23 protein-coding genes are annotated in these 26,294 nt (G+C 70.7%); 17 read left to right on the top strand and 6 right to left on the bottom strand.

All coding sequences use genetic code 11. The features are described 5' to 3' along the window. Nucleotides 1–25: 25 nt before the first annotated feature. Genes eccA through eccE form a run of 11 tightly spaced genes read left to right on the top strand, consistent with a single transcriptional unit; the run spans nucleotide 26 to nucleotide 14,691 of the window. A complete protein-coding gene (gene eccA / locus AWB89_RS08065) occupies nucleotides 26–1,879 on the top strand; it encodes a type VII secretion AAA-ATPase EccA (protein ID WP_085172696.1) in 1,854 nt (617 codons plus the stop codon). After that, a complete protein-coding gene (eccB, locus tag AWB89_RS08070) occupies nucleotides 1,876–3,492 on the top strand; it encodes a type VII secretion protein EccB (protein ID WP_085102292.1) in 1,617 nt (538 codons plus the stop codon). Before eccA ends, eccB begins: the two co-directional genes overlap by 4 nt. Continuing rightward, on the top strand, nucleotides 3,489–7,481 hold the full coding sequence (gene eccCa / locus AWB89_RS08075) for a type VII secretion protein EccCa (protein WP_085172698.1): 3,993 nt from the start codon (nucleotides 3,489–3,491) through the stop codon (nucleotides 7,479–7,481). Before eccB ends, eccCa begins: the two co-directional genes overlap by 4 nt. 2 nt (nucleotides 7,482–7,483) lie before the next feature. Further along, complete coding sequence (locus AWB89_RS08080) at nucleotides 7,484–7,792, top strand: PE family protein (RefSeq protein WP_085102288.1); 309 nt, start codon at nucleotides 7,484–7,486, stop codon at nucleotides 7,790–7,792. Nucleotides 7,793–7,794: 2 nt separating this feature from the next. Continuing rightward, complete coding sequence (locus AWB89_RS08085; RefSeq protein ID WP_085172700.1) at nucleotides 7,795–9,294, top strand: PPE family protein; 1,500 nt, start codon at nucleotides 7,795–7,797, stop codon at nucleotides 9,292–9,294. A gap of 51 nt (nucleotides 9,295–9,345) precedes the next feature. Further along, nucleotides 9,346–9,639: a WXG100 family type VII secretion target gene (locus AWB89_RS08090; RefSeq protein WP_085102284.1), complete on the top strand. Its 294-nt coding sequence runs from the start codon at nucleotides 9,346–9,348 to the stop codon at nucleotides 9,637–9,639. Nucleotides 9,640–9,668: 29 nt separating this feature from the next. Beyond that, nucleotides 9,669–9,959, top strand: coding sequence for a WXG100 family type VII secretion target (locus AWB89_RS08095; RefSeq protein WP_085102282.1), 291 nt, complete (start codon nucleotides 9,669–9,671; stop codon nucleotides 9,957–9,959). Nucleotides 9,960–9,969: 10 nt separating this feature from the next. Next, on the top strand, nucleotides 9,970–10,851 hold the full coding sequence (locus tag AWB89_RS08100; protein WP_085102280.1) for an ESX secretion-associated protein EspG: 882 nt from the start codon (nucleotides 9,970–9,972) through the stop codon (nucleotides 10,849–10,851). Nucleotides 10,852–10,895: 44 nt separating this feature from the next. Beyond that, complete coding sequence (gene eccD, locus AWB89_RS08105) at nucleotides 10,896–12,326, top strand: type VII secretion integral membrane protein EccD (protein ID WP_142282482.1); 1,431 nt, start codon at nucleotides 10,896–10,898, stop codon at nucleotides 12,324–12,326. Beyond that, a complete protein-coding gene (gene mycP / locus AWB89_RS08110; RefSeq protein WP_085172704.1) occupies nucleotides 12,323–13,714 on the top strand; it encodes a type VII secretion-associated serine protease mycosin in 1,392 nt (463 codons plus the stop codon). The genes eccD and mycP overlap by 4 nt, the downstream gene beginning before the upstream one ends. Next, nucleotides 13,711–14,691, top strand: a complete 981-nt coding sequence (gene eccE / locus AWB89_RS08115) for a type VII secretion protein EccE (protein ID WP_142282483.1) — start codon at nucleotides 13,711–13,713, stop codon at nucleotides 14,689–14,691. The genes mycP and eccE overlap by 4 nt, the downstream gene beginning before the upstream one ends. 6 nt (nucleotides 14,692–14,697) lie before the next feature. Here eccE and AWB89_RS08120 read toward each other — a convergent pair whose 3' ends face one another. Continuing rightward, nucleotides 14,698–15,891 (bottom strand): alpha/beta hydrolase family protein, encoded by a 1,194-nt coding sequence (locus AWB89_RS08120; protein WP_085172760.1) that lies wholly within the window; start codon nucleotides 15,889–15,891, stop codon nucleotides 14,698–14,700. 102 nt (nucleotides 15,892–15,993) lie between these two features. Between AWB89_RS08120 and AWB89_RS08125 the strand changes: the two genes are divergently transcribed. Beyond that, nucleotides 15,994–16,776 (top strand): trans-aconitate 2-methyltransferase, encoded by a 783-nt coding sequence (locus AWB89_RS08125; RefSeq protein WP_085172706.1) that lies wholly within the window; start codon nucleotides 15,994–15,996, stop codon nucleotides 16,774–16,776. Nucleotides 16,777–16,782: 6 nt separating this feature from the next. Here the strand turns inward: AWB89_RS08125 and AWB89_RS08130 are convergent, their stop codons facing one another. Genes AWB89_RS08130 through AWB89_RS08140 form a run of 3 tightly spaced genes read right to left on the bottom strand, consistent with a single transcriptional unit; the run spans nucleotide 16,783 to nucleotide 19,394 of the window. Beyond that, a complete protein-coding gene (locus AWB89_RS08130) occupies nucleotides 16,783–18,165 on the bottom strand; it encodes a sulfatase family protein (RefSeq protein ID WP_085102272.1) in 1,383 nt (460 codons plus the stop codon). A 52-nt stretch (nucleotides 18,166–18,217) separates the two neighbouring features. Next, nucleotides 18,218–18,883 (bottom strand): 5,6-dimethylbenzimidazole synthase, encoded by a 666-nt coding sequence (bluB, locus tag AWB89_RS08135; RefSeq protein ID WP_085172708.1) that lies wholly within the window; start codon nucleotides 18,881–18,883, stop codon nucleotides 18,218–18,220. A 28-nt stretch (nucleotides 18,884–18,911) separates the two neighbouring features. Continuing rightward, nucleotides 18,912–19,394, bottom strand: a complete 483-nt coding sequence (locus AWB89_RS08140; protein ID WP_085172710.1) for a hypothetical protein — start codon at nucleotides 19,392–19,394, stop codon at nucleotides 18,912–18,914. Nucleotides 19,395–19,429: 35 nt separating this feature from the next. Here AWB89_RS08140 and AWB89_RS08145 point away from each other — a divergent pair, with 35 nt between their 5' ends. From AWB89_RS08145 to kasB, 3 genes are all read left to right on the top strand, one after another. After that, nucleotides 19,430–20,110, top strand: coding sequence for a phosphatase PAP2 family protein (locus tag AWB89_RS08145; protein WP_085172712.1), 681 nt, complete (start codon nucleotides 19,430–19,432; stop codon nucleotides 20,108–20,110). Nucleotides 20,111–20,155: 45 nt separating this feature from the next. Beyond that, entirely contained in the window at nucleotides 20,156–20,809 is a 654-nt protein-coding gene (locus tag AWB89_RS08150; RefSeq protein WP_085172714.1) for a L,D-transpeptidase family protein, read from the top strand. 93 nt (nucleotides 20,810–20,902) lie between these two features. Continuing rightward, the gene (gene kasB, locus AWB89_RS08155; RefSeq protein WP_085102262.1) at nucleotides 20,903–22,162 is read left to right on the top strand and encodes a 3-oxoacyl-ACP synthase KasB; all 1,260 of its coding nucleotides are present in this window, start codon (nucleotides 20,903–20,905) and stop codon (nucleotides 22,160–22,162) included. A gap of 95 nt (nucleotides 22,163–22,257) precedes the next feature. Here the strand turns inward: kasB and AWB89_RS08160 are convergent, their stop codons facing one another. Both AWB89_RS08160 and AWB89_RS08165 read right to left on the bottom strand, forming a co-directional pair. Then, nucleotides 22,258–22,746: a nuclear transport factor 2 family protein gene (locus AWB89_RS08160; protein ID WP_085102260.1), complete on the bottom strand. Its 489-nt coding sequence runs from the start codon at nucleotides 22,744–22,746 to the stop codon at nucleotides 22,258–22,260. After that, on the bottom strand, nucleotides 22,733–23,335 hold the full coding sequence (locus tag AWB89_RS08165) for a TetR/AcrR family transcriptional regulator (protein ID WP_085102258.1): 603 nt from the start codon (nucleotides 23,333–23,335) through the stop codon (nucleotides 22,733–22,735). The genes AWB89_RS08160 and AWB89_RS08165 overlap by 14 nt, the downstream gene beginning before the upstream one ends. 38 nt (nucleotides 23,336–23,373) lie before the next feature. Between AWB89_RS08165 and AWB89_RS08170 the strand changes: the two genes are divergently transcribed. Beyond that, nucleotides 23,374–24,600, top strand: a complete 1,227-nt coding sequence (locus tag AWB89_RS08170) for a hypothetical protein (RefSeq protein WP_085172716.1) — start codon at nucleotides 23,374–23,376, stop codon at nucleotides 24,598–24,600. A gap of 174 nt (nucleotides 24,601–24,774) precedes the next feature. Further along, nucleotides 24,775–26,294 (top strand): Hsp70 family protein (locus AWB89_RS08175; protein ID WP_085172718.1); only part of this gene is annotated, 1,520 nt, incomplete at its 3' end.

Here is a 26,294-nt window from a genome sequence, read left to right on the forward strand (position 1 = left end):
GCTACATAGATGGGAAGAAGCGGCCGTGGAACGTGGTGACAGCGGCGTGCTCGCAGCTCGGCCCGTCAATTCCCGCTCGGACGGCAGGGTGGACGGCGACGTCATCAGCCGGTTCGCCACCTGCTGCCGCGCCCTCGGCGTCAAGGTCTACGACCGGCAGCGTCCTGCCGACCTGACCGCGGCGCGCTCGGGCTTCACCGCGCTGACGCGCATCGCGCACGACCAATGCGACGCCTGGACCGGGCTGGCCGCCGCCGGCGACGCCTCGCTGCGCGTGCTGGAGGCCGTGGCGCGCACCGCGGGCACGGCGGGCAGGTTGCAGCGCCAGGTGGAGCTGGCGCCCGGGGCCTTGGGCTTCCGCTACGACACCGGCCTGTACCTCGAGTTCCGCGCCGCCGCACCCGACGATTTCCACCTCGCCCACGCCGCGGCGCTGGCTTCGGCCGGGCGGTTCGCCGAGGCGCACGAGATCGTCGCCGGCCTCATCGAACGCCGCCCCGGCTGGCGCGAGGCCCGCTGGGTCGCCGTCGTCATCAACTACCGCGCCGAGCGTTGGTCGGACGTCGTCAAGCTGCTGACCCCGATCGTCAACGACACCGATCTCGACGAGACGTTTTCCCACGCGGCAAAGGTGACCCTGGGCATCGCGCTGGCCCGGCTGGGCATGTTCGCGCCCGCGCTGTCCTACCTCGAGGAGCCCGAGGGGCCGGTCGCGGTGGCCGCGGTGGACGGCGCGCTGGCCAAGGGGCTGGTGCTGCGCGCGCACGTCGACGAGGAGTCGGCGAGCGAAGTGCTGCAGGACCTGTACGCGTCCCATCCCGGCAACGAACAGGTCGAACAGGCTTTGTCGGACACCAGCTTTGGGATCGTGACGACCACGGGCGCCCGCATCGACGCCCGCACCGACCCCTGGGACCCCGCCACCGAACCCACCGCCGAGGACTTCGTCGACCCCGCGGCCCACGAGCGCAAGGCCGCGCTGCTGCACGAGGCCGAACGCCAGCTCGCCGAGTTCATCGGTCTGGACGAGGTCAAGAACCAGGTGTCGCGGCTGAAGAGCTCGGTGGCCATGGAACTGGTGCGCAAGCAACGTGGGCTCACGGTGGCGCAGCGGACCCACCATCTGGTGTTCGCCGGTCCGCCCGGGACCGGTAAGACCACCATCGCGCGCGTGGTCGCCAAGATCTATTGCGGCCTTGGCCTTTTGAAGCGGGAGAACATCCGCGAGGTGCACCGCGCCGACCTGATCGGCCAGCACATCGGCGAGACCGAGGCCAAGACGAACGCGATCATCGACAGCGCGCTGGACGGGGTGCTGTTCCTCGACGAGGCCTACGCCCTGGTGGCCACCGGGGCCAAGAACGACTTCGGGCTGGTCGCCATCGACACCCTGCTGGCCCGCATGGAAAACGACCGCGACCGGCTGGTGGTCATCATCGCCGGGTACCGGGCGGACCTGGACAAGTTCCTCGACACCAACGAGGGCCTGCGGTCCCGGTTCACCCGCAACATCGACTTCCCTTCCTACACACCGGCGGAGCTGGTGGAGATCGCGCACAAGATGGCCGAGCAGCGCGACAGCGTCTTCGAGCCCGCCGCGCTGGACCACATGGAAGCCCTGTTCTCCAAGCTGGCCACCGAGTCGACGCCCGACGCCAACGGGATCTCGCGGCGCAACCTCGACATCGCGGGCAACGGCCGCTTCGTCCGCAACATCGTCGAGCGCTCCGAGGAAGAACGCGAATTCCGCCTCGACCATTCGGAACACGCCGGAACCGGGGAATTCAGTGACGAGGAGCTGATGACGATCACCGACCAGGACGTCGAGAAGTCGGTGGAGCCGCTGCTGCGCGGCCTCGGGCTGTCGGTGCCGGCATGAGCGCCAATAACCATGAGCCCGAAGGGGACCGGCGCTCGTTCGTCTCGCGGACCCCGGTCAACGACAATCCCGACAAGGTGGAATACCGCCGCGGCTTCGTCACCCGCCATCAGGTGAGCGGCTGGCGCTTCGTGATGCGCCGCATCGCCTCCGGCATCGCCCTGCACGACACCCGGATGCTGGTCGACCCGCTGCGCACCCAGTCGCGCGCGGTGCTGATGGGCGCGCTCATCCTGATCACCGGCCTGGCCGGCTGCTTCGTGTTCTCGCTGATTCGGCCCAGCGGGACGGCGGGCAACAACGCGGTGCTCGCCGACCGCTCGACCGCCGCGCTGTACGTGCGGGTCGGCGACGACCTGCACCCGGTGCTCAACCTGACCTCGGCCCGGCTGATCGTCGGCAAGCCGGTCACCCCCACGACGGTGAAAAGCAGTGAGCTGGACCGGTTTCCGCGGGGCAACCTGATCGGCATACCCGGTGCGCCGGAGCGCATGGTGCAGAACGCCTCCCGCGACGCCAACTGGACGGTGTGCGACGCCGTCAGCGGGACCTCGCGGGGCGCCCACAGCACGGGCGTCACGGTGATCGCCGGCCCGCCCGACGGCAGCGGTGCGCGGGCGACCGCGATCCACGCCAACCAGGGCATCCTGGTGGACAACGGCGCGGCCACCTGGCTGCTGTGGGACGGCAAGCGCAGCCAGATCGACCTGGCCAACCACGCCGTCACCAACGCGCTCGGCCTCGGCGCCGGCAATTCCGACGTGCCCGCGCCGCGCCCGATCGCGCAGGGGTTGTTCAACGCGGTACCCGAGTCCCCGCCGCTGACGGCGCCGTTGATCCCGAATGCCGGTGGGCCCGCGGGCTTTTCGGTGCCGGCACCGATCGGCGCGGTCGTCGTCTCCTACGGCCTGGAGCAGAACTCGTCCGGCACCCTGCACTACTACGCGGTGTTGCCCGACGGGCTGCAGTCCATTTCGCCGGTGCTCGCCGCGATCCTGCGCAACTCCAATTCCTATGGGCTGGACCAGCCGCCGCGGCTCGGCGCCGACGACGTGGCCAGGCTGCCGGTGTCGCGGATGCTGGACACCAGCCGCTACCCCGAGCAGCAGGTCGCCCTGATCGACGCGGCGAAGAGCCCCGTCGCCTGCGCGCACTGGAGCAAGCCCGCCGGCGCGGCCACCAGCTCGCTGAGCCTGCTCTCCGGGTCGGTGTTGCCGGTGCCGGACGCGGTGCGGACGGTGGACCTGGTCGCGGCCGGCTCCCAGGGCACCGCCACCCGCGTCGCCCTGGCGCCGGGAACCGGGTACTTCACCCAGACGGTGGGCGGCGGGTCGGCGGCGCCGGCCGCCGGCTCGTTGTTCTGGGTGTCCGACACCGGGGTGCGCTACGGCATCGACAACGAGGCCGAGAGCGGGCCGGGGGCCGTCGGGCACGGGAAAACGGTTGAGGCGCTGGGCCTGAACGCGCCCGCGGTGCCGGTGCCGTGGTCGGTGCTGTCGCTGTTTGCGCCCGGCCCGACGCTGTCGCGCGCCGACGCGCTGCTGGCCCACGACGGCCTGGCGCCCGACGCCCGGCCGGGCCGCCCGGTCGCGGCGCAGGGGGAGGGACGATGAGCCGACTGATCTTCGAGGCCCGCCGCCGGCTCGCGCCGCCGGCGACCCGCAAGGGCACCATCACCATCGAGGCGCCGCCGGAGCTGCCCCGGGTGGTTCCCCCGTCGTTTTTGCGGCGCGCCATGCCCTACGTGCTGGTGATCCTGATCGTCGGCATGGTGGTGGCGCTGGTGGCCACCGGCATGCGGGTCATCTCGCCGCAGACGCTGTTCTTCCCGTTCGTGTTGCTGCTGGCGGCGACGGCCCTGTACCGCGGCAACGACAACAAGACCCGCACCGAGGAGGTCGACGCCGAACGCGCCGACTACCTGCGTTACCTGTCGGTGGTGCGGGACAACATCCGCACCCAGGCCGCCCAGCAGCGGGCGGCCGCGGAGTGGTCACACCCGGACCCGGCGGCGCTCGCGGCGGTGCCCGGGTCGCGGCGCCAGTGGGAGCGCGACCCGCACGACCCCGACTTCCTGGTGCTGCGGGCCGGCCGTCACGAGGCGCCGCTGGCCACCGCGCTGCGGGTGAACGACACCGCCGACGAGATCGACCTGGAACCGGTGTCGCACAGCGCATTACGCAGCCTGCTGGACACCCAGCGCACGGTCCGCGACGTCCCGACCGGAATCGACCTGGCCAAGGTCTCCCGGATCACCGTGCTCGGCGACGAGGATGAGGTGCGGGGGGCGTTGCGCGCCTGGATCGCTCAGGCGGTGACGTGGCACGACCCCACGGTCCTCGGCGTGGCGCTGGCCTCCCGGGACCTGGAGCACCCGGACTGGTCCTGGCTGAAGTGGTTGCCGCACGCCGACATTCCGGGCGAGCTCGACGGCGTGGGCCCGGCCCGCTTCCTGTCGACCGACGCCGACGAGCTGGCCGCGATGCTGGGACCGGCGCTCGTCGACCGCCCCGCGTTCACCGGCGACCCCGCGGATGCGTTGCGGCACTTGCTGATCGTCGTCGACGACCCCGACTACGACGTCAACGCCTCGGCGCTGGCGGTGGGCCGGGCGGGAGTCACCGTCGTGCACTGCTCCGCCACACCCCCGCACCGCGAGCAGTATTCGGATCCGGAGAAGCCGATCCTGCGGGTCAGCGGGGGGGACGGCGGGGGCAGCCGAGTCGGTGCCATCGAACGCTGGCAGACCGGCGGCTGGCAGCCCTACATCGACAGCGCGGACCGGCTCGGCGCGGACGACGCCGCACACCTGGCCCGCCAGCTGTCCCGGTGGGACTCCAACCCCACCCACGCCGGGCTGCGCACCGCCGCCACCCGCGGCGCGACGTTCACCACGCTGCTGGGCATCGGCGACGCATCGCAGCTTGACGTGCCGACGCTGTGGGCGCCGCGCCGCCGCGACGACGAGTTGCGCGTTCCGATCGGCGTCACCGCGACCGGCGAGCCGCTGATGTTCGACCTCAAGGACGAGGCCGAGGGCGGGATGGGCCCGCACGGCCTGATGATCGGCATGACGGGGTCCGGCAAGTCGCAGACCCTGATGTCGATCCTGTTGTCGCTGTTGACAACCCACTCGGCGGACCGGCTGATCGTCATCTACGCCGACTTCAAGGGCGAGGCCGGCGCCGACAGCTTCCGGAACTTCCCCCAGGTCGTCGCGGTCATCTCCAACATGGCCGAGAAGAAGTCGCTGGCCGACCGCTTCGCCGACACGCTGCGCGGCGAGGTGGCCAGCCGCGAGACGCTGCTGCGGGAGGCCGGCCGCCGGGTGCAGGGCAGCGCGTTCAACTCGGTGACCGAATACGAGAACGCGGTCGCGGCCGGGCACGACCTCCCGCCGATCCCCACGCTGTTCGTGGTCGCCGACGAGTTCACCCTGATGCTGGCCGACCATCCGGAATACGCGGAGCTGTTCGACTACGTGGCCCGCAAGGGGCGGTCGTTCCGCATCCACATCCTGTTCGCGTCCCAGACGCTGGACGTGGGCAAGATCAAGGACATCGACAAGAACACCTCCTACCGCATCGGTTTGAAGGTGGCCAGCCCCAGCGTGTCCCGCCAGATCATCGGCGTCGAGGACGCCTATCACATCGAATCGGGCAAGGAGCACAAGGGCGTCGGCTTCTTGGTGCCCGCGCCCGGCGCGACCCCGATCAAGTTCCGCAGCACCTACGTCGACGGCATCTACGAGCCACCGCGGGCGGCCAAAGCCCTTGTGGTGCATTCGAACCCGGAACCCAAGCTGTTCACGGCCGGGATGGTCGAGCCCGATCACGGCACCGTCATCTCCACCGGCGAGGACGAGGACGTCGCCGGACCGCCGCGCAAGCTGATTGCGACCATCGGCGAGCAACTGGCGGGCTACGGGCCGCGCGCGCCGCAGCTGTGGCTGCCGCCGCTGGACGAGCCGATCCCGCTGACCGCGGTGCTGGCGCGCGCCGGTGTGGCGCAGGGGCAGTGGCGCTGGCCGCTCGGCGAGATCGACAAACCCTTCGAGATGCGGCGCGACCCGCTGGTGTTCGACGCCTCGTCGTCGGCCGGGAACATGGTGGTCCACGGCGGGCCCAAGTCCGGGAAATCGACTGCGCTGCAGACGTTCATCATGTCGGCGGCCAGCCTGCATTCGCCGCGCGAGGTGACGTTCTACTGCCTGGACTACGGCGGCGGTCAGCTGCGGGCGCTGGAAGACCTGGCCCACGTGGGCAGCGTCGCCTCGGCGCTGGAGCCCGAACGCATCCGCCGCACCTTCGGTGAGCTGGAGCAGCTGCTGCTGTCCCGGCAGCAGCGCGAGGCCTTCCGGGAAAAGCACGGGTCCGCCCCGGACGACGGCTACGGCGAGGTGTTCCTGGTCATCGACAACCTGTATGCGTTCGGCCGGGACAACACCGACCAGTTCAACACCCGTAATCCCTTGCTGGCCAAGGTGACCGAGCTGGTCAACATCGGCCTGGCCTACGGCATCCACGTGGTCGTCACCACCCCCAGCTGGCTGGAGGTGCCGCTGGCCATGCGCGACGGCCTCGGGCTGCGGCTCGAGCTCAAGTTGCACGACGCGCGGGACAGCAACGTGCGGGTGGTCGGCGCGTTGCGCCGCCCGGCCGACGGCGTCCCGCACGACCAGCCGGGCCGCGGATTGACCATGGCCGCAGAGCATTTCCTGTTCGCGGCTCCCGAGCTCGACCAGATCGCCGCGATCAACGCCCGCTACCCCGGGGTCTCCGCGCCGCCGGTGCGGTTGCTGCCCACCGACCTCGCGCCCGACGCGCTGGGGCCGCTCTACCGCGGTGCGGAGTCGGTGGTCATCGGTCAGCGCGAAGAGGACCTCGCGCCCGTCGCCGTCGATTTCGCCCAGAACCCATTGCTGATGGTGTTCGGCGACAGCAGGTCCGGGAAGACCACGCTGCTGCGCCACATCATCCGCACCGTCCGCGAGCACTCCACCGCCGACCAGGTGGCGTTCACCGTGCTGGACCGGCGGCTGCACCTCGTCGACGAGCCGCTGTTCCCCGACAACGAATACACCGCCAACATCGACCGGGTCACCCCCGCGATGCTGGGGCTGGCCAACCTGATCGAGTCCCGGCGGCCACCGGCGGGCTTGTCGCCGGCGGAGCTGTCGCGCTGGCGCTACCAGGGCCACACCCACTACCTGATCATCGACGACGTCGACCAGATCCCGGATTCGCCGGCGATGAGCGGTCCGTACGTCGGGCAGCGGCCGTGGACGCCGCTGATCGCGCAGCTGGCGCAGGCCGGTGATCTGGGGCTGCGGGTGATCGTCACGGCGCGCGCCACCGGATCCGCCCACGCGTTGATGACCAGCCCGTTGCTGCGCCGCTTCAACGACCTGCAGGCGACCACGTTAATGCTGTCGGGCAATCCGCAGGACAGCGGCAAGATCCGCGGCCAGCGGTTCGGCCGGCTGCCCGCCGGCCGGGCAATCCTGCTGGGCGACAGCGACATTCCGACGTACGTGCAGTTGGTCAACCCGCTCGCCGGGGAGGCCGTGATGTCCGGTGAAACGCAACAGAAGGGGAGTTAGTCATGACGTTGCGAGTGGTTCCCGAGGGGTTGGCCGCGACCAGCGCGGCGGTGGAGGCGCTGACGGCGCGGCTGGCGGCCGCGCACGCGGCGGCGGCCCCGGCGATTACCGCGGTGGTGCCGCCGGCGGCGGATCCCGTGTCGCTGCAGACCGCCGCGGGGTTCAGCGCGCAGGGCCAGGAGCATGCCGCCGTCGCCGCGCAGGGCGTCGAGGAGCTGGGCCGCGCCGGCGTCGGTGTCGGGGAGTCCGGCGCGAGCTACCTCGCCGGCGACACGGCCGCGGCCGCGACCTACGGGATGGCGGCCGGCTGACAATGACGGCCCCCGTTTGGATGGCGTCGCCGCCGGAGGTGCACTCGGCGTTGCTGAGCGCCGGGCCGGGGCCGGGGTCGCTGCTCGCGGCCGCCGGCGCCTGGTCCTCGCTCAGCGCCGAATACGCCTCGGCGGCGGCCGAACTCAGCGGGATCCTGGCGGCGGTGCAGGCGGGGGCGTGGCAGGGCCCGAGCGCCGAGCAATACGCGGCGGCTCACCTGCCGTACCTGGCCTGGCTGCAGCAGGCCAGCGCCGACAGCGCCGGCGTGGCCGCCCAGCACGAGGTCGCCGCGACGGCGTACACCGGCGCCCTGGCCGCGATGCCCACCCTGGTCGAGCTGGCCGCCAACCACGTCATCCACGGCGTCCTGCTGGCAACGAATTTCTTTGGCATCAACACGATCCCGATCGCGCTGAACGAGGCCGACTACGTGCGCATGTGGGTCCAGGCCGCCACGGTGATGGGCGCCTATCAGGCGGCCTCGGGCGGGGCGCTGGCCTCCGCGCCGCGCACCGCCCCGGCTCCCGCCATCGAGAATCAGAGCGGCGCGGCCACCCCGGCCGCCCAGTCGGGTGCGTCGCTCAATCCGTCCGACCTGCTGAGCCAGCTGCTGTCGCAGTACACCAATTTCTACGGGAACATGTTCCAGGAGCTGGCCACGTTCTTCCAGGATCCCGTCGGGAACTCGGTGAAGATCATCCAGGCCTTCATGACGAATCCGTCTGAGGCGCTGGTGCTTTACGGCCCCCTGCTCTTCGCGATCGCCTACCAGGCCTTCTCCTGGGTCGGTGCGTCGATCACCTACCCGTCGCTGCTGCTCAGCCCTTTCCTCGGGCTCATCCTCCCGGTGGCCCTGCAACCGGCGCTGTCGCTCGCGGCCGCGGCGGCTCCCGCGCTGGCGGCGCCGGTGGCGGGCGGCATCGCCGCGACCGCCGTGCCCGTTTCCACGGTGTGGCCGGTCGCCGGTGTGGCCCCGACGGCCGCGGCCCCCGCGGCGGCACCGGCGTCGGTGGGCACCGCGGGCGCCGGCGCACCCGCCGCGCCGGCCCCGGCGACAGCCGCCGGAACCTTCGCGTACATGGTGGGTTTCGGCGGCGGCCCCGGAACCGAATCCGGCCCGACGGTGGGCGGCCGCGGCGGCGCCAAGGCGCCGGCGGCGACCATCCCGGCGGCGGGCGTGGCGGCCCCCAGCCGGGCGGAGGCCCGGGCGCGGCGGCGCCGGCGGGCGGCGATGCGCGAGTACGGCGACGAGTTCCTGGACATGGATTCCGACATCGGCGTTCCACCCGACTACGACGCCGAGGAGTTGGTGTCGGCGGTGGCCTCCGGAAACGGGGCCGGGAGCCTGGGGTTCGCAGGGACCGCGCACAAAGACACCGCCGTGGGCGCGGCCGGCTTGACCAAGCTCGCCGGCGACGAGTTCGGCGGCGGTCCGCGGGTGCCGATGGTCCCGGGGACGTGGGATCACGAGCCGGAGAGAGGGGGAGACGACGGCAACTAACGTGGCAGTGCCCAACCGAAATCCGAAGAGAGCGAAAGGAAACCAATCACCATGAGCATGCTGGACGCTCATATTCCGCAGTTGGTGGCCGCGCAGTCTGCGTTTTCCGCCAAGGCGGCGCTGATGCGCAGCACGATCAGCCAGGCCGAGCAGGAAGCGGTGTCGGCGCAGGCGTTCCACCAGGGCGAGGCCTCGGCGGCGTTTCAGGCCGCGCACGCCCGCTTCGTGGAGGTCGCGGCGCGGATCAACACCCTGCTCGACATCGCCCAGGCCAACCTCGGGGACGCCGCCGGCACCTACGTGGCCGCCGACGCCGCGGCCGCTTCCGGCTACACCGCGTTCTGATCAGACCCCTCACCGCGAAAGGACTTGCGATGTCGCAAATCATGTACAACTACCCCGCGATGCTGGGCCACGCCGCGGACATGTCGGGCTACGCCGGCACGTTGCAGGCGCTCGGCTCGGACATCGCCAGCGAGCAGGCCACCCTGTCCAACGCTTGGCAGGGTGACACCGGCATGACGTACCAGGTGTGGCAGGCGCAGTGGAACCAGGCGATGGACAGCCTGGTGCGGGCCTATCAGTCGATGGCCAGCACCCACGACGCCAACACCACCGCGATGCTCGCCCGCGACCAGGCCGAGGCCGCCAAGTGGGGCGGTTAACCCCGGCCCGATGAACGCTGCACCAAACGCCGTCGAGCTGACGGTTGACCACGCATGGTTCATCGCCGAAACCATTGGGGCGGGCAGTTTCCCGTGGGTCCTGGCGATCACCACGCCCTACCGTGACGCCGGGGAGCGCGCCGAGTTCTTCGAGCGTCAGCGCGCCGAGCTGACCCGGATGGGTCTGCTGTCGCCGGACGGTCTGGTCAACCCGGCGGTCGCCGGCTGGATCAAAACGGTGTGCTTCCCGGACCGGTGGCTCGACCTGCGCTACGTGGGACCCGGCGCGGCCACCGGCTCCGGTGAGCTGCTGCGCGGCGTGGTCGCGCAGCGCCGCACCGGTGGGAGCGGCGCGGCGCCGAACACCGTCGTGGCGCTGCGCAGCGCCCAGCTCGTCACCTTCACCGCCATGGACATCGACGACGCCCGGGGGCTGGTCCCGGTCCTCGGCGTCGGGCTGGCGCAGCGGCCGCCGGCCCGGTTCGACGAGTTCAGCATGCCGATGCGGGTGGGCGCCCGCGCCGACGAGCGGCTGCGGGCCGGCGCGTCGCTGTCGGAAGTCGTTGACTACCTGGGCATTCCGGCGTCGGCGCGGCCCGTGGTGGAGTCGGTGTTCTCCGGGCCGCGCAGCTACGTCGAGATCGTCGCTGGCGCCCGCCGCGACGGGCAGCAGTCCACCACCGAGGTCGGGATGAGCATCGTCGACACCGCCGCGGGCCGGGTGCTGGTCAGCCCGTCGCGCGCCTTCGACGGCGAGTGGGTCTCCACGTTCGCCCCGGGCACGCCGTTCGCCATCGCCGTCGCGGTCGAACAGCTGACCGCCCTGCTGCCCGAGGGCCAGTGGTTCCCCGGCCGTCGGCTGTCCCGCGACTTTTCCGCACAGACTTCATAACCACCAACGTTCAGATACAGCAACGAAATAGAGAAGAGAGAACCATGTCAGTGACGTCCGGCGCCGTGATGCCGATCGTGCGCGTCGCCATCCTCGCGGACAGCAGGCTGACGGAGATGGCCCTGCCGGCCGAGCTGCCGCTGCGCGAAATCCTGCCGGCGGTCAAGCGTTTGGCGGCGCCGGCGGCCACCACCGGTGACACCGAGGACACCCTGGATGGCCTTGCGGCCACCCACCTGAGCCTGGCGCCGATCGGCGGCGCGCCGTTCAGCCTGGACGCCAGCCTGGACACCGTCGGCGTCGTCGACGGCGATCTACTGGCGCTGCAGCCGGTGCCCGCCGGGCCGGCCGCGCCGGGCATCGTCGAGGACATCGCCGACGCCGCCATGATCTTCTCGACCTCCCGGTTGCGGCCCTGGGGCACAGCGCATATCCAGCGCGCGGCGCTGGCCGCCGCGATCGCCGTGGTCGTCCTGGCGAGCGGCCTGGGCGTCACCTATCGGGTGGCCACCGGCGCGCTGGCCGGGCTGGTCGCGGTCGCCGTCATCGCGGCGCTGACCGGGGTGGTCGGCCTGCTGATCACCGGGCGTTCCCCGCGCGCCGGAATGGCGCTGTCGACCGCGGCCCTCGTGCCCATCGGCGCCGCGCTGGTGTTGGCGGTGCCCGGCGGGTTCGGGCCGGCGCAGCTCATGCTGGCAGCGGCCGGCGTCACCGCGTGGTCGCTGATCGCCCTGATGGTCCCCGGCCCGCAACGCGAGCGGGTCGTCGGCTTCTTCACCACGACCGCGACCGTCGGCGCCGGGGTGGCGCTGGCGGCGGGCGCCGAATTGCTCTGGCACTTCCCGGTACTGACCATCGGCTGCGGGCTCATCGTGGCGGCCCTGCTGGTCACCGTCGAGGCCGCCCCGCTGTCGGCGATGTGGGCGCGCTTCCCGCTGCCCGTCATCCCGGCGCCCGGCGACCCCACCCCGTCGGCGCCGTCGTTGCGCGTGCTCGAGGACCTGCCGCGGCGGGTGCGGATCGGCGACGCGCATCAGAGCGGGTTCATCGCCGCCGCGGTGCTGCTCAGCGCGCTGGGCTCGGTGGCGATCGCGCTGCGCCCGGAGTCGTTGGGCGGCTTCGGCTGGTACGTGGTCGGCGCGACCGCGGCGACGTCCGTGCTGCGCGCCCGGGTATGGGACTCGGCCGCCTGCAAGGCCTGGCTGCTCGCCCAGCCGTACCTGGTCGCCGGCGTGCTGTTGGTGATCTACACCGCTACGGGGCGGTACGCCGCCGCCCTCGGCGCGGGAGTGGTGCTCGCCGCGCTGGCGCTGGTGTGGGTGGTGGTGGCGCTCAATCCGCGCATCGCCGCGCCGGAAAGCTACTCGCTGCCGCTGCGGCGGCTGGTGGGCTTCGTCGCGGCAGGCCTGGACGCCTCGCTGATCCCCGTGATGGCCTACCTGGTCGGTCTGTTCGCCTGGGTGCTCAATCGATGATGCGGGCCCACGCCGGATTGGCCTGCGTCACGGCCGCTTTGGCGGCCATGATGTGGACCGCTCCGTCGGCCTTGGCCATCGACCAGCCGAAGGTGGACCCCGCGGTGCCACCGCCGAGCGGCACGCCGGGACCCGGGCAGCCGATGGAGCAGCGCGGCCCCTGCACCGCCTCCGGCGTCATCCCCGGCAGCGATCCGGCCGTGGCGACGCCGAGCCAGTCGATGCTGAACCTTCCCGCGGCGTGGCGGTTTTCGCGCGGCGAGGGCCAGCTGGTGGCGGTCCTCGACACCGGGGTGCGCCCCGGCCCGCGGCTGCCCAACGTCGATCCCGGCGGCGACTTCGTCGAGACCACCGACGGCCTGACCGACTGCGACGGCCACGGCACCCTGGTGGCCGGCATCATCGCCGGCCAGCCCGGCGACGACGGGTTCTCGGGGGTGGCGCCGGCCGCGCGGGTGCTCTCGATCCGGATGGCGTCCGCGAAATTCTCGCCGCGCACGCCGGGCGGGGATCCGTTGCTGGCCAGGGCATCCCAGGACGTCGCGACGCTGGCGCGGGCCATCGTGCACGCCGCCGACCTCGGCGCCCGGGTGATCAACATCTCCGCGATCACCTGCCTGCCCGCCGACCGGACGGTCGACCAGGCCGCGCTGGGTGCGGCGATCCGCTACGCGGCGGTGGACAAGGACGCGGTGATCGTGGCCGCCGCGGGCAACAACGGCCCCACCGGATCGGTCGCCGGTGGAACGTCCTGCGACTCCAACCCGCTGACCGACCTCAGCCGCCCCGACGACCCGCGCAACTGGGCCGGTGTCACGTCGGTCTCCATCCCGTCGTGGTGGCAGCCCTACGTGCTGTCGACGGCCTCGCTCACGCCCGAAGCGGAGCCGTCGAAATTCACCATGGCCGGGCCGTGGGTGGGCATCGCGGCGCCCGGCGAGAACATCGTGTCGGTCAGCAATCGCGACGGCGGCGGTCTTGCCAACGGCCTACCCGACGACCACCAGCAGCTGGTCGCGTTGAGCGGCACCAGCTACGCGGCCGGCTACGTCTCGGGCGTGGCGGCGCTGGTGCGCAGCAAGTATCCCCAACTGACCGCGACGCAGGTGGTGCACCGCGTCACCGCCACCGCCCACAACGGCGCCCGGGCGCCCTCCAACGTCGTCGGCGCCGGTGCGGTCGACCCCGTGGCGGCGCTGACGTGGGAGCTGCCCGCCGGCAGCCCACCCGCGGCGGGGGCCAGGCCGGTCGCCGCCCCGCCGGCACCAGCGCCCCAGGACACCACCCCGCGGACCGTCGCGTTCGCCGGCACCGCCGCGCTGGCCGTCGTCGTCGCGGCCGTCGCCGCCGTCGTCGCGATCGTGAGAAAGAAGGAGACCACCCCGTGAGCCGCTCGATACCCGTTCCAGGCACCGGCCGAATCACGCTGGCGCTGCTGGCCGTGGTGCCCGCGGTGATGGCATACCCCTGGCGATCCCCGCGCGACTACTGGGTGCTCGGCATCGCGGCCGCGGTGGTGATCGTGCTGTTCGCCTGGTGGCGGGGCCTGCACCTCACCACGATCGTGCGCCGGCGCGCGGCGATGGCGCGCCGCGCCCGGGGGTTCGTGCCCGAATCGGGTTCGGCCACAAGCGCGACCGCGCTGCTGCGCCTCGGACCGCCGCTCGGCGACTCGGACGTGCTTCCGTTGCCGCTCATCGCGGACTACCTGGACCGCTACGGCATCCGGGCCGACAAGATCCGAATCACCAGCCGCGACAACGCCTCCGACGCCTCGAGGCGCCAGACCTGGATCGGGCTCACGGTCTCGGCGACCGACAACCTGGCGGCGCTGCAGGCGCGCTCGGCGCGGATCCCGTTGGCCGAGACCACCCAGGTGGCCGCCCGCCGGCTGGCCGACCACCTTCGCGAGATGGGCTGGGACGCCGGCACCGTCGCACCGGACGACGTCCCGCGTCTGGTGGCGCCCAACGCCCGCGAAACCTGGCGGGGCGTGCAGCGCGGCGACTCGGATTACGTTGCGGCCTACCAGGTTCGCGTCGACGCCGGACTGGCCGAAACGCTGGACGCGATCCGGTCGCACCCGGTGCGCGAGACGTGCACGGCGCTGGAGATCGCCGGCGACCGCAACCACCGCACCGTCGCGGCGGCCTGTGCGTTCCTGACCGATTCGCCCCCCGCGGGCGCGGCGCCGCTGGCCGGGCTGATCCCGCAGCGCGGAAATCACCGGCCCGCGCTGGCGGCGCTGGACCTGCTGTCGGTGCAACGCCTCGACGGGCACGCCGACGAGCCGGCCGGCGTCCTGGCCGGACTGGCCTGGCCGACCCCGGAGGCCGGCGCACACCGGGCGCCGTTGGCGTCGTGAGTCGCTTTAGAACATAACCCCGCGCAGAAACTGGGTCATCCGGCGCAGATAGTCCAGCTGGCTCACGTGCAACACGTGGCTGCCCGGAAACCAGTGCAGCGCACAGCGATTCCAGTGTTCCCACAGCGTGACGGCCTGACCGGGCGGCGCCATCCGATCGCCGAGGCCGGTGATGATCATCCGGCGGTCCTTGGCGATCAGCGGCGGGTAGTTCAGCGGCGAGTGATAGGCCAACCCGGCGGCGAGTTCGTCGCGGGTGATCTTGGACATCCGCAGACCCAGCCCCATTAGCTTGTTGGCCGGGAACCATTCGTCGAACATCGTCGACGGCGTCACGACCGGGCAGTTGGGGATGACGGCCTCGAGCCGATCGTCGACCGAAGCCACCAGCGCGGAGGTGTAGCCGCCCAGCGAGATGCCGGTCAGCGCGATGCGCTCGACGCCGGTGTGGCGCAGGTAGTCGATGATGGACCGGAAGTCGTGCACGGCCTGGGCCATCGCCTCGGCGAAACCGCACAGCCCGCCGGCGAAATACCCGAAACCGCTGAACGGCGAATACTTTTCGGCCCGTGGCCCGTGGAACGGCAGCGTGTACATCAGGACGTCATAGCCGGACCGGTAATACCACGGCAGCGTGAAGAACCGCCCGTTGGCCAAATATGACGACCCCATGAAGCCGTGGATGACGCACAGCGTGGGGTGCGGGCCGTCGCCGTGGCGCCAGTGCTGCGCGTGCACGATGTTGTTGGCGGACAACGCGCCCCAGCGCGTGCGCATCGCGGGGTTGACCGCCCGGAAGCTGCTCGGGAACGAGATGTTCTCGACGGTGCCGTGGGCGATCCACTCCGCCAGCCGGTTCGCCGGCCGCGACGAGACGGTCGGCGCGTCAAGGGGCGCCGGAAACGACTTCGCCGGGTCGCGTTCGGCGCCGAGCTCGGCGTAGAAGCGCAGGCTGTCGCGTTCGCTGCCGGAACGCACCGACGTGGCGAGCACGGCCGGGGTGACCGTGGTGGTCAGCACCGACGCGACCGCGGTGCGCAGCGCGAGGTCGGAGATGGCGGCCGCCTCGACGATCATTCGCTGGCGCGGCGACAGCGCGGAGCGCGGTGGCAATCCCGCGGCGCCGGCGGGCACGTCGGCGCCGGGAACATCCGGGACGGGAACCGGGGTACTGACCGGATCCGGGTCGGGCGGTGTCACAAACGCGATGCTATCGCCCACTCGGTCGTTGCCGGGGCCGCATGCGGTAATACGGTTTACCTATCAGCCCGACCCGTGCTGGTGTTGATCAGGAGGACCGACATGTGGGATCCCGACGTCTACCTGGCCTTTGCTGACCACCGCAGCCGCCCGTTCTACGACCTGGTGTCGCGGGTGGGTGCCAAGCAGGCGCGCCGGGTGGTCGACCTGGGCTGCGGCCCGGGCCACCTGACCAAGTACCTGGCCCGGCGCTGGCCGGAGGCGACGATCGAGGCGGTGGACAGCTCGCCGGAGATGGTCGCCGCCGCCAAGGAGCGCGGCATCGACGCCGTCATCGGCGACCTGCGGGACTGGAAGCCCAAGCCCGACACCGACGTGGTGATCTGCAACGCCGCCCTGCATTGGGTGCCCGAGCACGCCGATCTGCTGGTGCGGTGGGCCGGCGAGCTGGCGCCCGGCTCGTGGATCGGCGTGCAGATTCCGGGCAACTTCGAAACGCCGTCGCACGCCACCGTGCGGACGCTGGCCCGCCGCGAGCCGTACGCAAAACTTATGCGGGACATACCGTTTCGGGTGGGCGCGGTGGTGCAACCGCCGATGAACTACGCCAACCTGCTGCTGGACGCCGGATGCAAGATCGATGTGTGGGAGAGCACCTACCTGCACCAGCTGACCGGTGAGAATCCGGTGCTGGAGTGGATCACCGGCACGGCGCTGGTGCCGGTGCGCGAGCGGCTCGACGACGAGGGCTGGGAGCAGTTTCGCCGCGAGCTCATCCCGCTGCTCGACGACGCGTACCCGCCCCGCGCCGACGGCACGACGATCTTCCCGTTCCGGCGGGTGTTCATCGTCGCCGAGGTGGGGGGTGCTCAGCGCTCCGGATGAGCCGGGCTATTCCTCGATGCCGCGGTCGACGGCGATCGCCGAGCGGCTGCTCGGCTTCCTGCGGTGAATCTCCAGATACGTCTCGGTGTAGCGCAGGGCGATGCGGTGGCCTGCGAACTCCGACGGGATGACGTCGCCGGTGCGCTGGCGCCAATCATGCAGGCGCACAGCAAGATCGGCGGCGATCGCCTCGATGTCCGCGACGTCGCCGTCTGCGCCCGTCAGCAGGTTGGTGGTTTCGCTGGGATCGGTGCGCAGGTCGTAGAGTTCGCGCTCGGGGCGTGGGCCGCCGATGAACGGCTCGACCGCGTGCCCCGACGGGCTTTCCTGGATGTCCAACGGCAGGTCGAGCAGCGGACGGGCCGCGTAGTTCTCGATGTAGCTGTAGTCCTTGGTGCGAATCGCGCGAATGGGGTCGAACGAGTCGTGGTAGGTCTTCATCGTGTACACCTGCTGCCGGACCGGTTCGGCTGCCGCGGCCGGCGCCAGCAGCGCGTCGGCGTGCGACATTCCTTCCACGTCGGCCGGCACGTGCACGCCCAGCAGCCCGAGCAGCGTCGGCACCAGATCGACGCCGCTGAACAGCTCGTCGTAAACGTGCGGCGCCACCGCGCGTTTGGTAGGAGGGCGGACGATCATGCCGATGCCGGTTCCGGCGTCGTACAGCGTGGATTTCGCGCGCGGAAACGCCGGCCCGTGATCGGTGAAGAACACCACCCACGTGTTGGCGTCGAGCCCCGTGTCGGCCAGCACGTCCAGCAGCCGGCCCACGGCGGCGTCGGCCGCGGCGATCGCGCCGTAGAAGTCGGCGAGGTCGCCGCGAACCTCGGGGGTGTCCGGCAGGTAACCCGGAGGATCGACCTCCGCGGCGTCGGCCGGCTCGTAGCGGTCGCGCGGGTATGGCCGGTGCGTCTCGAAGAAGCCCGCGGTCAACAGAAACGGCTGGCCCCCAAGGTTCTCGGTGCTGTCGCGCAGCCATTCCTCCGTCCGGTCCACCACGTAGTCGCAGTAGGAGTTGGACACGTCGAACTCGTCGAAGCCGAGCCGTTTGGGGTAGGACGTCTCGTGCTGCATCCCGAAAAGTGCTGAGTAGTAACCCGATTCGGACAACATCTGCGGCAGGGTCCGAACGCCGCTGCGATATTCCCACCCGTGGTGCGCCAGGCCGACCAGCCCGTTGCTCTGCGGGTAGCGCCCGGTGAACAGCGATCCGCGCGACGGCGAGCACAGCGGCGCGGTGGCATGCGCCCTGGTGAACAGGATGCCCTCGGCGGCAAGCCGGTCCAGCCGCGGGCTGGCCACGTCCGGGTGACCGTAGACGCCGAGATATCGCCCCAGGTCGTGCCAGTGCACGAGCAGCAGGTTGTCTTTGGCGTGTTGAGCCGTCATACCGTCACCTCGACCGGCGACGATACAGCAGGGTGTGCGGGTCCACGGGGCGTTACGCTCGGCGCGATCCCCACTCGTTCTCGGAGACGAACTCCGGCAGCGGCCGCCCGAGGGCCCAGCCGTCGAGCTCCAGCGCCGGCCGGTCGGGAAACTCGGGCACCGGGCCCAGACACAGGATGGCCACCGGCTCGGCGTCGCCGGGCATCCCCAGCAAGGCCGCCAACCGTCGCGGGTCGAACAGGGAAACCCAGCCCATGCCAAGGCCTTCCGAGCGCGCCGCCAGCCACAGGTTCTGGATGGCGCACGACACCGACGCCAGATCCATCTGCGGCAGCGTCCGCCGCCCGAACACGTGGGCGTCCCGGTTGTCGCACAGCGCCACCACGAACAATTCGGCGCACTCGAGGATCCCCTCGACCTTGAGCGCCAAGAATTCCTCGGCCCGCTCTCCCAGCGCCGCGGCCGTGAGCGGGCGTTCCTCGTCGACCAGCGCGTGAATGCGCCGACGCAGCGCGTCGTCGGTGATCCGGATGAAGCGCCAGGGCTGCATCAGGCCGACGCTGGGCGCGGCGTGCGCGGCCTGCAACAGCCGCGCCAGCACGTCCTCGGCCACCACCCCGCCGGGCGAGAACCGGCGCATGTCGCGCCGTTCCGAGATCACCCGATAGACGGCCCGCCGCTCCTCGGGGCTGAAGGCCGGATCGGTCACACCAGCCATCGTAGGAAAGCGCTCGGCGCCGCGGTGCTCACGGCGAATAGGTGACGCCGACCGCGCGGAACACGTATTCGGGCGGCATGTCGAAGGACAGCGACCGCCGCGGCAGCGCGGCGAGCACGTCGTCCGGGACCGCCTCTTTGTAGTGCAGCGACAGCTCCCCGCTGAACTTGGGGTCGACCTCGGCGACGTCGACGTCGACCTGCACACCGGTCGGCGAGATCTCGACCTTGGCCGCACCGGTCTGCGGCGCGTCCCAGCGCGCGTCGACGGTGGGCCCGGCCAGCTTGGGCAGCATGGACAGCGTCGCCAGCACCCGCTCCGCGGTGAACACCAGCGAGCCGGCGTAGCTGGCGACGCTGTGCGGCAACCGCACCCCGGGGATGGTGCCGCTGAAGCGCCGGGTCACCGCGACATAGTCGGCGAGGTAGATCAGGCCCTCCGCCTCGACCTGGGCGTGCAGGTCGGCGGGAAGCTTGCCGATGCCGAACAACCTGCGGACGAAGACCGCCATGACGCCAGTATGACCGGCCTGGTATCCGTTGACTCATGACCCGCCCCCGGACCGGCTGGGCCGTGGGCGTCGCCCTGGCCGCCGCGCTCGTCTACGCGGTCATGTGGGTGGGTTACTCCCAGCACTGGAGCTGGCCGCAGCGCCTCGACTGGTGGTTGTTGACCCCCGCGCACGACGTCGGCGTCAAACACCCGGCGTGGGTGAGCTTCTGGGACGGGGTGTCGTTCGCGCTGGGGCCGGTGACGTTGCGGCTGCTGGGGATTGCGGCGACGCTGGCCGCGCTGGTGCGACGCGACGTGCGGGCGGCGCTCGTCCTGTTCGCCTGCGCGCCGCTGAACGGGCTGGTCACCTGGGCGGCCAAGGGCCTGGTGGATCGCCCGCGGCCGTCGACCATGCTGGTGGCGGTGCCCTCGTCGTCGTTTCCCTCGGGGCACGCGCTGGAGGCGACGTCCGCGTTGCTGGCCCTGCTGGTGTTCCTGCTGCCGATGCTGAGCCGCGCGCGGGGCCGCGTCGCGATCGCGGTGACGGCGCTCTGCCTGCTGCTGGTGGGGATCGCCCGGGTGGCGCTGAATGTGCACTACCCGACCGATGTGCTGGCCGGGTGGTCGCTGGGATACCTCTACTTCCTGTTCTGCCTGTGGGTGTTCCGCCCCTTTCCGGGCGCGCCGGCCGACCCCGGGCCGACGATCACGGCGCAGTTACGCAACCGGGTCTAAACCTTTACTTGACCAGGGCGTTTGCGCCGAACGACGATTGGATCCATGCGCCGACTGCTCGCTTCGCTGTGCGCCGGGGCGTGCCTGCTCGCCGCGTCGGTCCTGCTGGCACCGGCGGGCAACGCGGCCGCCCCCTGGTTCGCGAACTCCGTCGGCAACGCCACGCAGGTGGTCTCGGTCGTCAGCACCGGCGGTTCCAACGCGACCATGGACATCTACCAGCGCACCGCCGCCGGGTGGCAGGCGCTCAAGACGGGCATCCCCACCCACGTCGGTTCCGCGGGCATGGCGCCGCAGGCCCGCAGCGGGGTTCCGGCCACGCCGATGGGCGTGTACACCCTCGACTCCGCCTTCGGCACCGCGCCGAATCCCGGCGGGGGACTGCCTTATACGCAGGTCGGGCCGAACCACTGGTGGAGCGGCGACGACCATAGCCCCACCTTCAACAGCATGCAGGTCTGCCAGAAGGCGCAGTGCCCGTTCAGCACGGCCGCCAGCGAGAACCTGCAGATCCCGCAGTACAAGCACGCGGTCGTCATGGGCGTCAACAAGAACAAGGTCCCCGGCGGCGGTTCGGCGTTCTTCTTCCACACCACCGACGGCGCCCCCACCGAGGGCTGCGTGGCGATCGACGACCCGACGCTGGTGTCGATCATCCGCTGGCTGCGGCCCGGCGCGGTCATCGCGATCACGAAATAGCCCCGCGACGCACCCGGGCCTGCGGTGTTTGCATGATTCGGTGACGTGGACGACGCTTGCGTGGAGTTAGTCGAACACGGAAGGCGCCTTGCGATGACAGAGCTGGTTACCGGGAAAACGCTGCCGAATGTCGTCGTCACCGGCATCGCCATGACCACCGCGCTGGCGACCGACGCCGAAAACACCTGGAAGCTGCTGCTGGACCGCCAAAGCGGCATCCGAACCCTCGATGACTCGTTTGTCGAGCACTATGACCTGCCGGTGCGCATCGGCGGGCACCTGCTGGAGGAGTTCGACGACGGATTGACCCGCGCCGAGCGCCACCGGATGGGCTACCTGCAGCGGATGTCCACCCAGCTGAGCCGGCGGGTGTGGCAGAACGCCGGCTCGCCCGAGCCCGACCCAGACCGGCTGCTGGTATCCATCGGCACCGGCCTGGGCTCCGCCGAGCAGATCGTATTCAGCTACGACGACATGCGCGCCCGCGGGCTCAAGGCCGTGTCGCCGCTCGCGGTGCAGAAGTACATGCCCAACGGCGCCGCCGCGGCGGTCGGGCTGGAACGGCACGCCAGGGCCGGGGTGATCACCCCGGTGTCGGCGTGTGCGTCGGGTTCGGAGGGGATTGCCCAGGCGTGGCGCAGCATCGTGTTCGGCGAGGCCGACATCGCGATCTGTGGCGGGGTCGAGGTCAAGATCGAGGCGGTGGCGATCGCCGCGTTCGCCCAGATGCGCATCGTGATGTCCACCAAGAACGACGACCCGGTGGGCGCGTGCCGCCCGTTCGACCGGGACCGCACCGGCTTCGTGTTCGGTGAGGCGGGCGCGCTGATGGTGATCGAGACCGAGGAGCACGCCAAGGCGCGCGGCGCCCCGATCCTGGCGCGGCTGATGGGGGCCAGCATCACCTCCGACGGCTACCACATGGTCGCGCCGGACCCCAACGGCGAGCGCGCCGGGCACGCGATGTCGAGGGCGATTCAGCTTGCGGGCCTGACGCCGGGCGACATCGACCACGTCAACGCGCACGCGACCGGCACCTCGGTGGGCGACCTGGCCGAGGGCAAGGCCATCAACAAAGCGCTGGGGCCGCACGGCGGAAACGCCGCGGTGTACGCGCCCAAGGCCGCGCTGGGGCACTCGGTGGGTGCGGTCGGCGCGGTGGAGTCGATCCTGACCGTGCTGGCGCTGCGGGACCAGGTGATTCCGCCGACGCTGAACCTGGAAAACCTCGATCCGGAAATCGATTTGGACGTGGTGGCGGGCAAACCGCGGCCGGGCGAATACAACTACGCGATCAACAACTCGTTCGGCTTCGGCGGCCACAACGTCGCCATGGTCTTCGGCAAGTACTAGACCGGGCCGGGTTCGCCGAACGTGAAGCCACGGCGACTTTTTCGGGATTTTTTCGCGCTGGCTTCACGCTCGGTGAGGGTGGCCCGCGCCTCGGCCTACGCCAACGCGCGGCCGGGCTTGACCTTGAAGTCCATGCCCGCCAACGACATTGTCGCGTCGTAGGTCCGGTCGTAGCCGGTTCCGCTGATCTTCCAGCCGGCGTCGGTGCGCCGGTAGGAGTCGCGGTAGAAGGCCGCGCCGATCAGCATGAAGTTCAAGTCGGCGACGATGACCCGATCCTGCAGATACCAGTTGCCCGTGGCGGTGTCGCCGGTCACCGTGATGTCCGGGTGGGTCACCCGGTGCTCGGTGATGACGTTCGCGGGCAGCGAGGTGCGCATGTACTCCACCAGGTCGGCGCGGTTGGTGAAGTGCAACTCGTTGCCGATCGACGGGCCGTAGTCGGCCTTGATGTCCTCGGCCAGCGTGTCGGCGAAGTCGTCCCAGTGCTTGGTGTCCAGCGCGCGCAGGTAGCGGTATTTCAGCTGTTTGATGGCTTCGATGTCGGCTAAGTCTTGAGGGGTCATCGGGTCATTGCAGCACACGGGTCACCATGTCGATCAGGGCGCGTCGTTCCAGGCTCCAATCGACCTCGGCGCCGGTGAGCATCTGGGCCAGTACCACACCCCGCAGGGCGGCCCAAATCACCTCGGCGACACCGGCATTGGCTGGATCGTCGGTGATCAGCCGACCCAACTGGCCGATCGCGTCGTTCATTTCCAGCAGGTGCCGCCGCGCCGATGCGCCCGGGCCGCCGCGGGTGGCGCGCAAAATCTCGAAGGCCGCCATCGACGTCGGGCTGCTGTAGCAGCTCCAGGCGGTGTCGACGACGACCTCGATGCGCTCCCGCAGCGGGAGCTCGCTGACGTTGGCCGACGACAGGCTGTCGACCAGCCGGGCCACGCCGTCGTCGACGACGGCCATGAGCATGCCGTTGCGGTCGCCGAAGTGGTACTGGATGACCCCCCACGTCACGCCCGCCCGTTCGGCCACGTGCTTGGCGGTCGCGGCGGCGAACCCTTCCTCCACGATGCAGCGCACCGTCTCGTCGATGATCTTGGTGCGCGTGTCGTCGCCGCGCTTGCGCGGCGCGCTGGTTCGCCGGGTAGGCGCAATGGACCTGGAAGGCGGCATTGTTGACTTTATAACATAAAGCCGACTATTTTTGGGCCGTGAGCCGATCCCGTTATGCGCGGTTGTCCCGTCAGGAGCTGTCCGTCCTGGTCCCCGAACTGCTGCTGATCGGTCACATGATCGACCGCTCCAGCATGGCGTGGTGCATCACGGAGTTCGGCCGCGAGGAGATGGTGCAGATCGCCATCGAGGAGTGGGCCGGCGCCAGCCCGATCTACACCAAGCGCATGCAGCGGGCGCTGAACTACGAGGGCGTCGACGTGCCCACCATCTTCAAGGGCCTGCAACTCGACATCGGCGCCCCGCCGCAATTCATGGATTTCCGCTACACCGTTCACGACCGCTGGCACGGCGAATTCCAGCTCGACCACTGCGGCGCGCTGCTCGACGTGGAGCCGATGGGCGACGAATACGTCTTCGGCATGTGCCACACCATCGAGGACCCGACGTTCGATGCCACCGCGGTCGCGACGAACCCGCGCGCGCAGATGCGTCCGATCCATCGGCCGCCGCGGGTGCCCGCCGACCGGCAGCCGCACTGCGCCTGGACCGTCATCATCGACGACTCTCACCCGGAGGCGCAGAGCATTCCCGCGCTGGACGTCGTGCGCCAAACCCGCGCGGCCGGTTGGGAATTGGAACCCGTCGACCGGTCCGACGAAGGGCAGGCGGACTACTCGGGGCCGTTGCTGTCCGATTTCGACTTCGGTGCCTTCTCGCACTCGGCGCTGGTCCGCATGGCCGACGAGGTCTGCCTGCAGATGCACCTGCTGTACCTGTCGTTCGCCCTCGCGGTGCGGGCGCGCGCCGCCGACGCCGCCCAGGCGGTCTCGGTCGGCACCCGCGGCCTGATCGGGCTGGCGGGGCTGGGCGCCGAGCGGATCCACCGCGCGCTCGAATTCCCCGCCGGCATCGAAGGTGCGCTACAGGTGCTCGAGCTGCACCCGCTGCTCAACCCGGCGGGCTACGTCGTCGCGGAGACCGCGGACAACCGGCTGAGCGTGCACCGCTCGCCGGCGCACGAGGACGGAGCCTGGATCTCCTTGTGCTCGCCGGAATCCGTGCAGCCGCTGCAGGCGATCGCCACCGCCATCGATCCGCGCCTCGGGGTTCGGGTCAGCGGCACGGACACCGACTGGACCGCGGAGCTGTTCGAAACCGATGCCCCCGCAGCCGAACTGCCCGAGGTCTCGGTGGCCAAATTCAGCGGCGGATCGTCCTTCCAGTTCCAGCCGAGGCGTTCGCTGCCGCTGACCGTGGTGTGAAGCCGCGCCACTTTGGCGTGACTCGGCCGGTTTGTCAATAGGTTCCCGATTCCGATTCGGTGACGCTCTCACATCGAGCGGATACCAATGGCATTGCAAGCCATCGGCTTTCCGCGTGTCCGCGACTATGGTTAACGCTGGCCACCGACCCCTATAGACGAAAGTATTCGCTCTATGTACGACCCAGTCGGGTTGTCGATCGGGACCACGAACCTGGTCGCCGCGTGTAACGGAAGTCCACCGGTATCACGCCGCGCCGTGCTGACCCTGTATCCGCACTGCGCGCCGAAAATCGGTCTGCCGCCGCACAACACGGACACTCCGCCCCTCAACGAGCCGGGCGTGCTGATGCGCGGCTTCGTGGAGCGCATCGGGGATTCGGTCGCGTTGGTGTCCCCCGACGGCTCCGCCCACGACCCCGACCTGCTCATGGTGGAGGCCCTGGACGCCATGATGGTGGCCGCCGGCGCGGACTCCGCCGCGTCGGAGATCTCCATCGCCGTTCCGGCGTACTGGAAACCGGCCAACGTGCAGGCGCTGCGCAACGGTTTGCGGACACATTTGGGCTTCGTGCGCAGCGGCATGGCCCCGCGGCTGGTCTCGGACGCGATCGCGGCGCTGACGGCGGCCAACGCGGAGCTGTGCCTCGCGGCGACGGGCGTCGTCGGCCTGCTCGACTTCGGCGGCGGCGGCACCTCCGCCACGCTGGTCAGCCTCGCCGGTGATTTCGAACTGGTCAGCCCCACAATGCGTTACGCGGCCTTCTCCGGCGACGAGATCGACCAGGCGGTGCTGCTCAAGGTCTTCGAGGAGCTCGGCCACGGCAGCGGCATCGACCCGGCCAGCACCGCCGGGGTCGGCCAGCTCGGCCTGCTCCGCGAGCAGTGCCGGGAGGCCAAGGAGCGGCTGTCGACGGAAACCGTGGTCGAATTCGCCGCCGAGCTCGGCGGGCGCCGGTGCACCATGAAGCTCACCCGGGACGAGCTCGGCGACCTCATCCAGGACCGGCTGTCGGGCTTCATCTATGCGTTCGACGACATGCTCGCCCGCCACAAGCGGGGCTGGGCGGACCTGTCGGCCGTGGTCACCGTCGGCGGCGGGGCCAGCATTCCCCTTGTCACCGAACGTCTTTCGGTGCACGGTCGCCGGCCGGTGGTGAGCCCGTCACAGCCAGCCCTGGCCGCCGCCCTCGGCGCGTTGCAGCTGGCGTCGCGCGGCGAGGAACTCGACCTGCGCACGCGCACGTCGATCGGCCTGCTCACCGCGTCGGCCGCCAACGATGTTGTCGACCTGCCGGCCGGCGATGTGCTGGTGATCGACCACGACGCGCTCACCGACCGCGAATTGGCCTGGTCGCAAACCGAATTCGGTGCCGACGTGCGGGTGCCCTACAGCCCCGCCGCCTTTGACGAGGATGGCCCGGCCGGCTGGTCGATGCGCCTGAACGTGATGGAGCCGCCCAAGCCGAGTCCGTGGCGGCGGCTGCGGCTCTCGCAGTTGATCGTCGGGATGTGCGCCGCGGTCGCGATGACCGCGATCGGCGGCGTGGCCTACACCCTGACGGGCATCGAAAACCGCCAAACCCCGCCGGCGCCGACCGTCGCCCCGCTGCCCCTGCCCCCGGTCAGCTCGCTGGTGCCCAGCCCGCCACCGCCGCCCCCCACGCCGATCCCCGCGCCGCCGAGTGCACAACC

It is taken from the genome of Mycobacterium paraense (assembly GCF_002101815.1).
GTDB classification, from domain to species: domain Bacteria; phylum Actinomycetota; class Actinomycetes; order Mycobacteriales; family Mycobacteriaceae; genus Mycobacterium; species Mycobacterium paraense.

What these genes read in the sequence shown, in the direction of transcription:
- AWB89_RS08080 (WP_085102288.1), top strand. Translation starts at nt 7,484, where the DNA reads ATGACGTTGCGAGTGGTTCCCGAGGGGTTGGCCGCGACCAGCGCGGCG.
- bluB (WP_085172708.1), bottom strand. Translation starts at nt 18,883, where the DNA reads ATGGCTGGTGTGACCGATCCGGCCTTCAGCCCCGAGGAGCGGCGGGCC.
- mycP (WP_085172704.1), top strand. Translation starts at nt 12,323, where the DNA reads ATGATGCGGGCCCACGCCGGATTGGCCTGCGTCACGGCCGCTTTGGCG.
- kasB (WP_085102262.1), top strand. Translation starts at nt 20,903, where the DNA reads ATGACAGAGCTGGTTACCGGGAAAACGCTGCCGAATGTCGTCGTCACC.
- AWB89_RS08125 (WP_085172706.1), top strand. Translation starts at nt 15,994, where the DNA reads ATGTGGGATCCCGACGTCTACCTGGCCTTTGCTGACCACCGCAGCCGC.
- eccD (WP_142282482.1), top strand. Translation starts at nt 10,896, where the DNA reads ATGTCAGTGACGTCCGGCGCCGTGATGCCGATCGTGCGCGTCGCCATC.
- AWB89_RS08150 (WP_085172714.1), top strand. Translation starts at nt 20,156, where the DNA reads ATGCGCCGACTGCTCGCTTCGCTGTGCGCCGGGGCGTGCCTGCTCGCC.
- AWB89_RS08100 (WP_085102280.1), top strand. Translation starts at nt 9,970, where the DNA reads ATGAACGCTGCACCAAACGCCGTCGAGCTGACGGTTGACCACGCATGG.
- AWB89_RS08165 (WP_085102258.1), bottom strand. Translation starts at nt 23,335, where the DNA reads ATGCCGCCTTCCAGGTCCATTGCGCCTACCCGGCGAACCAGCGCGCCG.
- AWB89_RS08130 (WP_085102272.1), bottom strand. Translation starts at nt 18,165, where the DNA reads ATGACGGCTCAACACGCCAAAGACAACCTGCTGCTCGTGCACTGGCAC.
- AWB89_RS08090 (WP_085102284.1), top strand. Translation starts at nt 9,346, where the DNA reads ATGAGCATGCTGGACGCTCATATTCCGCAGTTGGTGGCCGCGCAGTCT.
- AWB89_RS08140 (WP_085172710.1), bottom strand. Translation starts at nt 19,394, where the DNA reads ATGGCGGTCTTCGTCCGCAGGTTGTTCGGCATCGGCAAGCTTCCCGCC.
- AWB89_RS08095 (WP_085102282.1), top strand. Translation starts at nt 9,669, where the DNA reads ATGTCGCAAATCATGTACAACTACCCCGCGATGCTGGGCCACGCCGCG.
- eccCa (WP_085172698.1), top strand. Translation starts at nt 3,489, where the DNA reads ATGAGCCGACTGATCTTCGAGGCCCGCCGCCGGCTCGCGCCGCCGGCG.
- AWB89_RS08085 (WP_085172700.1), top strand. Translation starts at nt 7,795, where the DNA reads ATGACGGCCCCCGTTTGGATGGCGTCGCCGCCGGAGGTGCACTCGGCG.
- eccB (WP_085102292.1), top strand. Translation starts at nt 1,876, where the DNA reads ATGAGCGCCAATAACCATGAGCCCGAAGGGGACCGGCGCTCGTTCGTC.
- AWB89_RS08145 (WP_085172712.1), top strand. Translation starts at nt 19,430, where the DNA reads ATGACCCGCCCCCGGACCGGCTGGGCCGTGGGCGTCGCCCTGGCCGCC.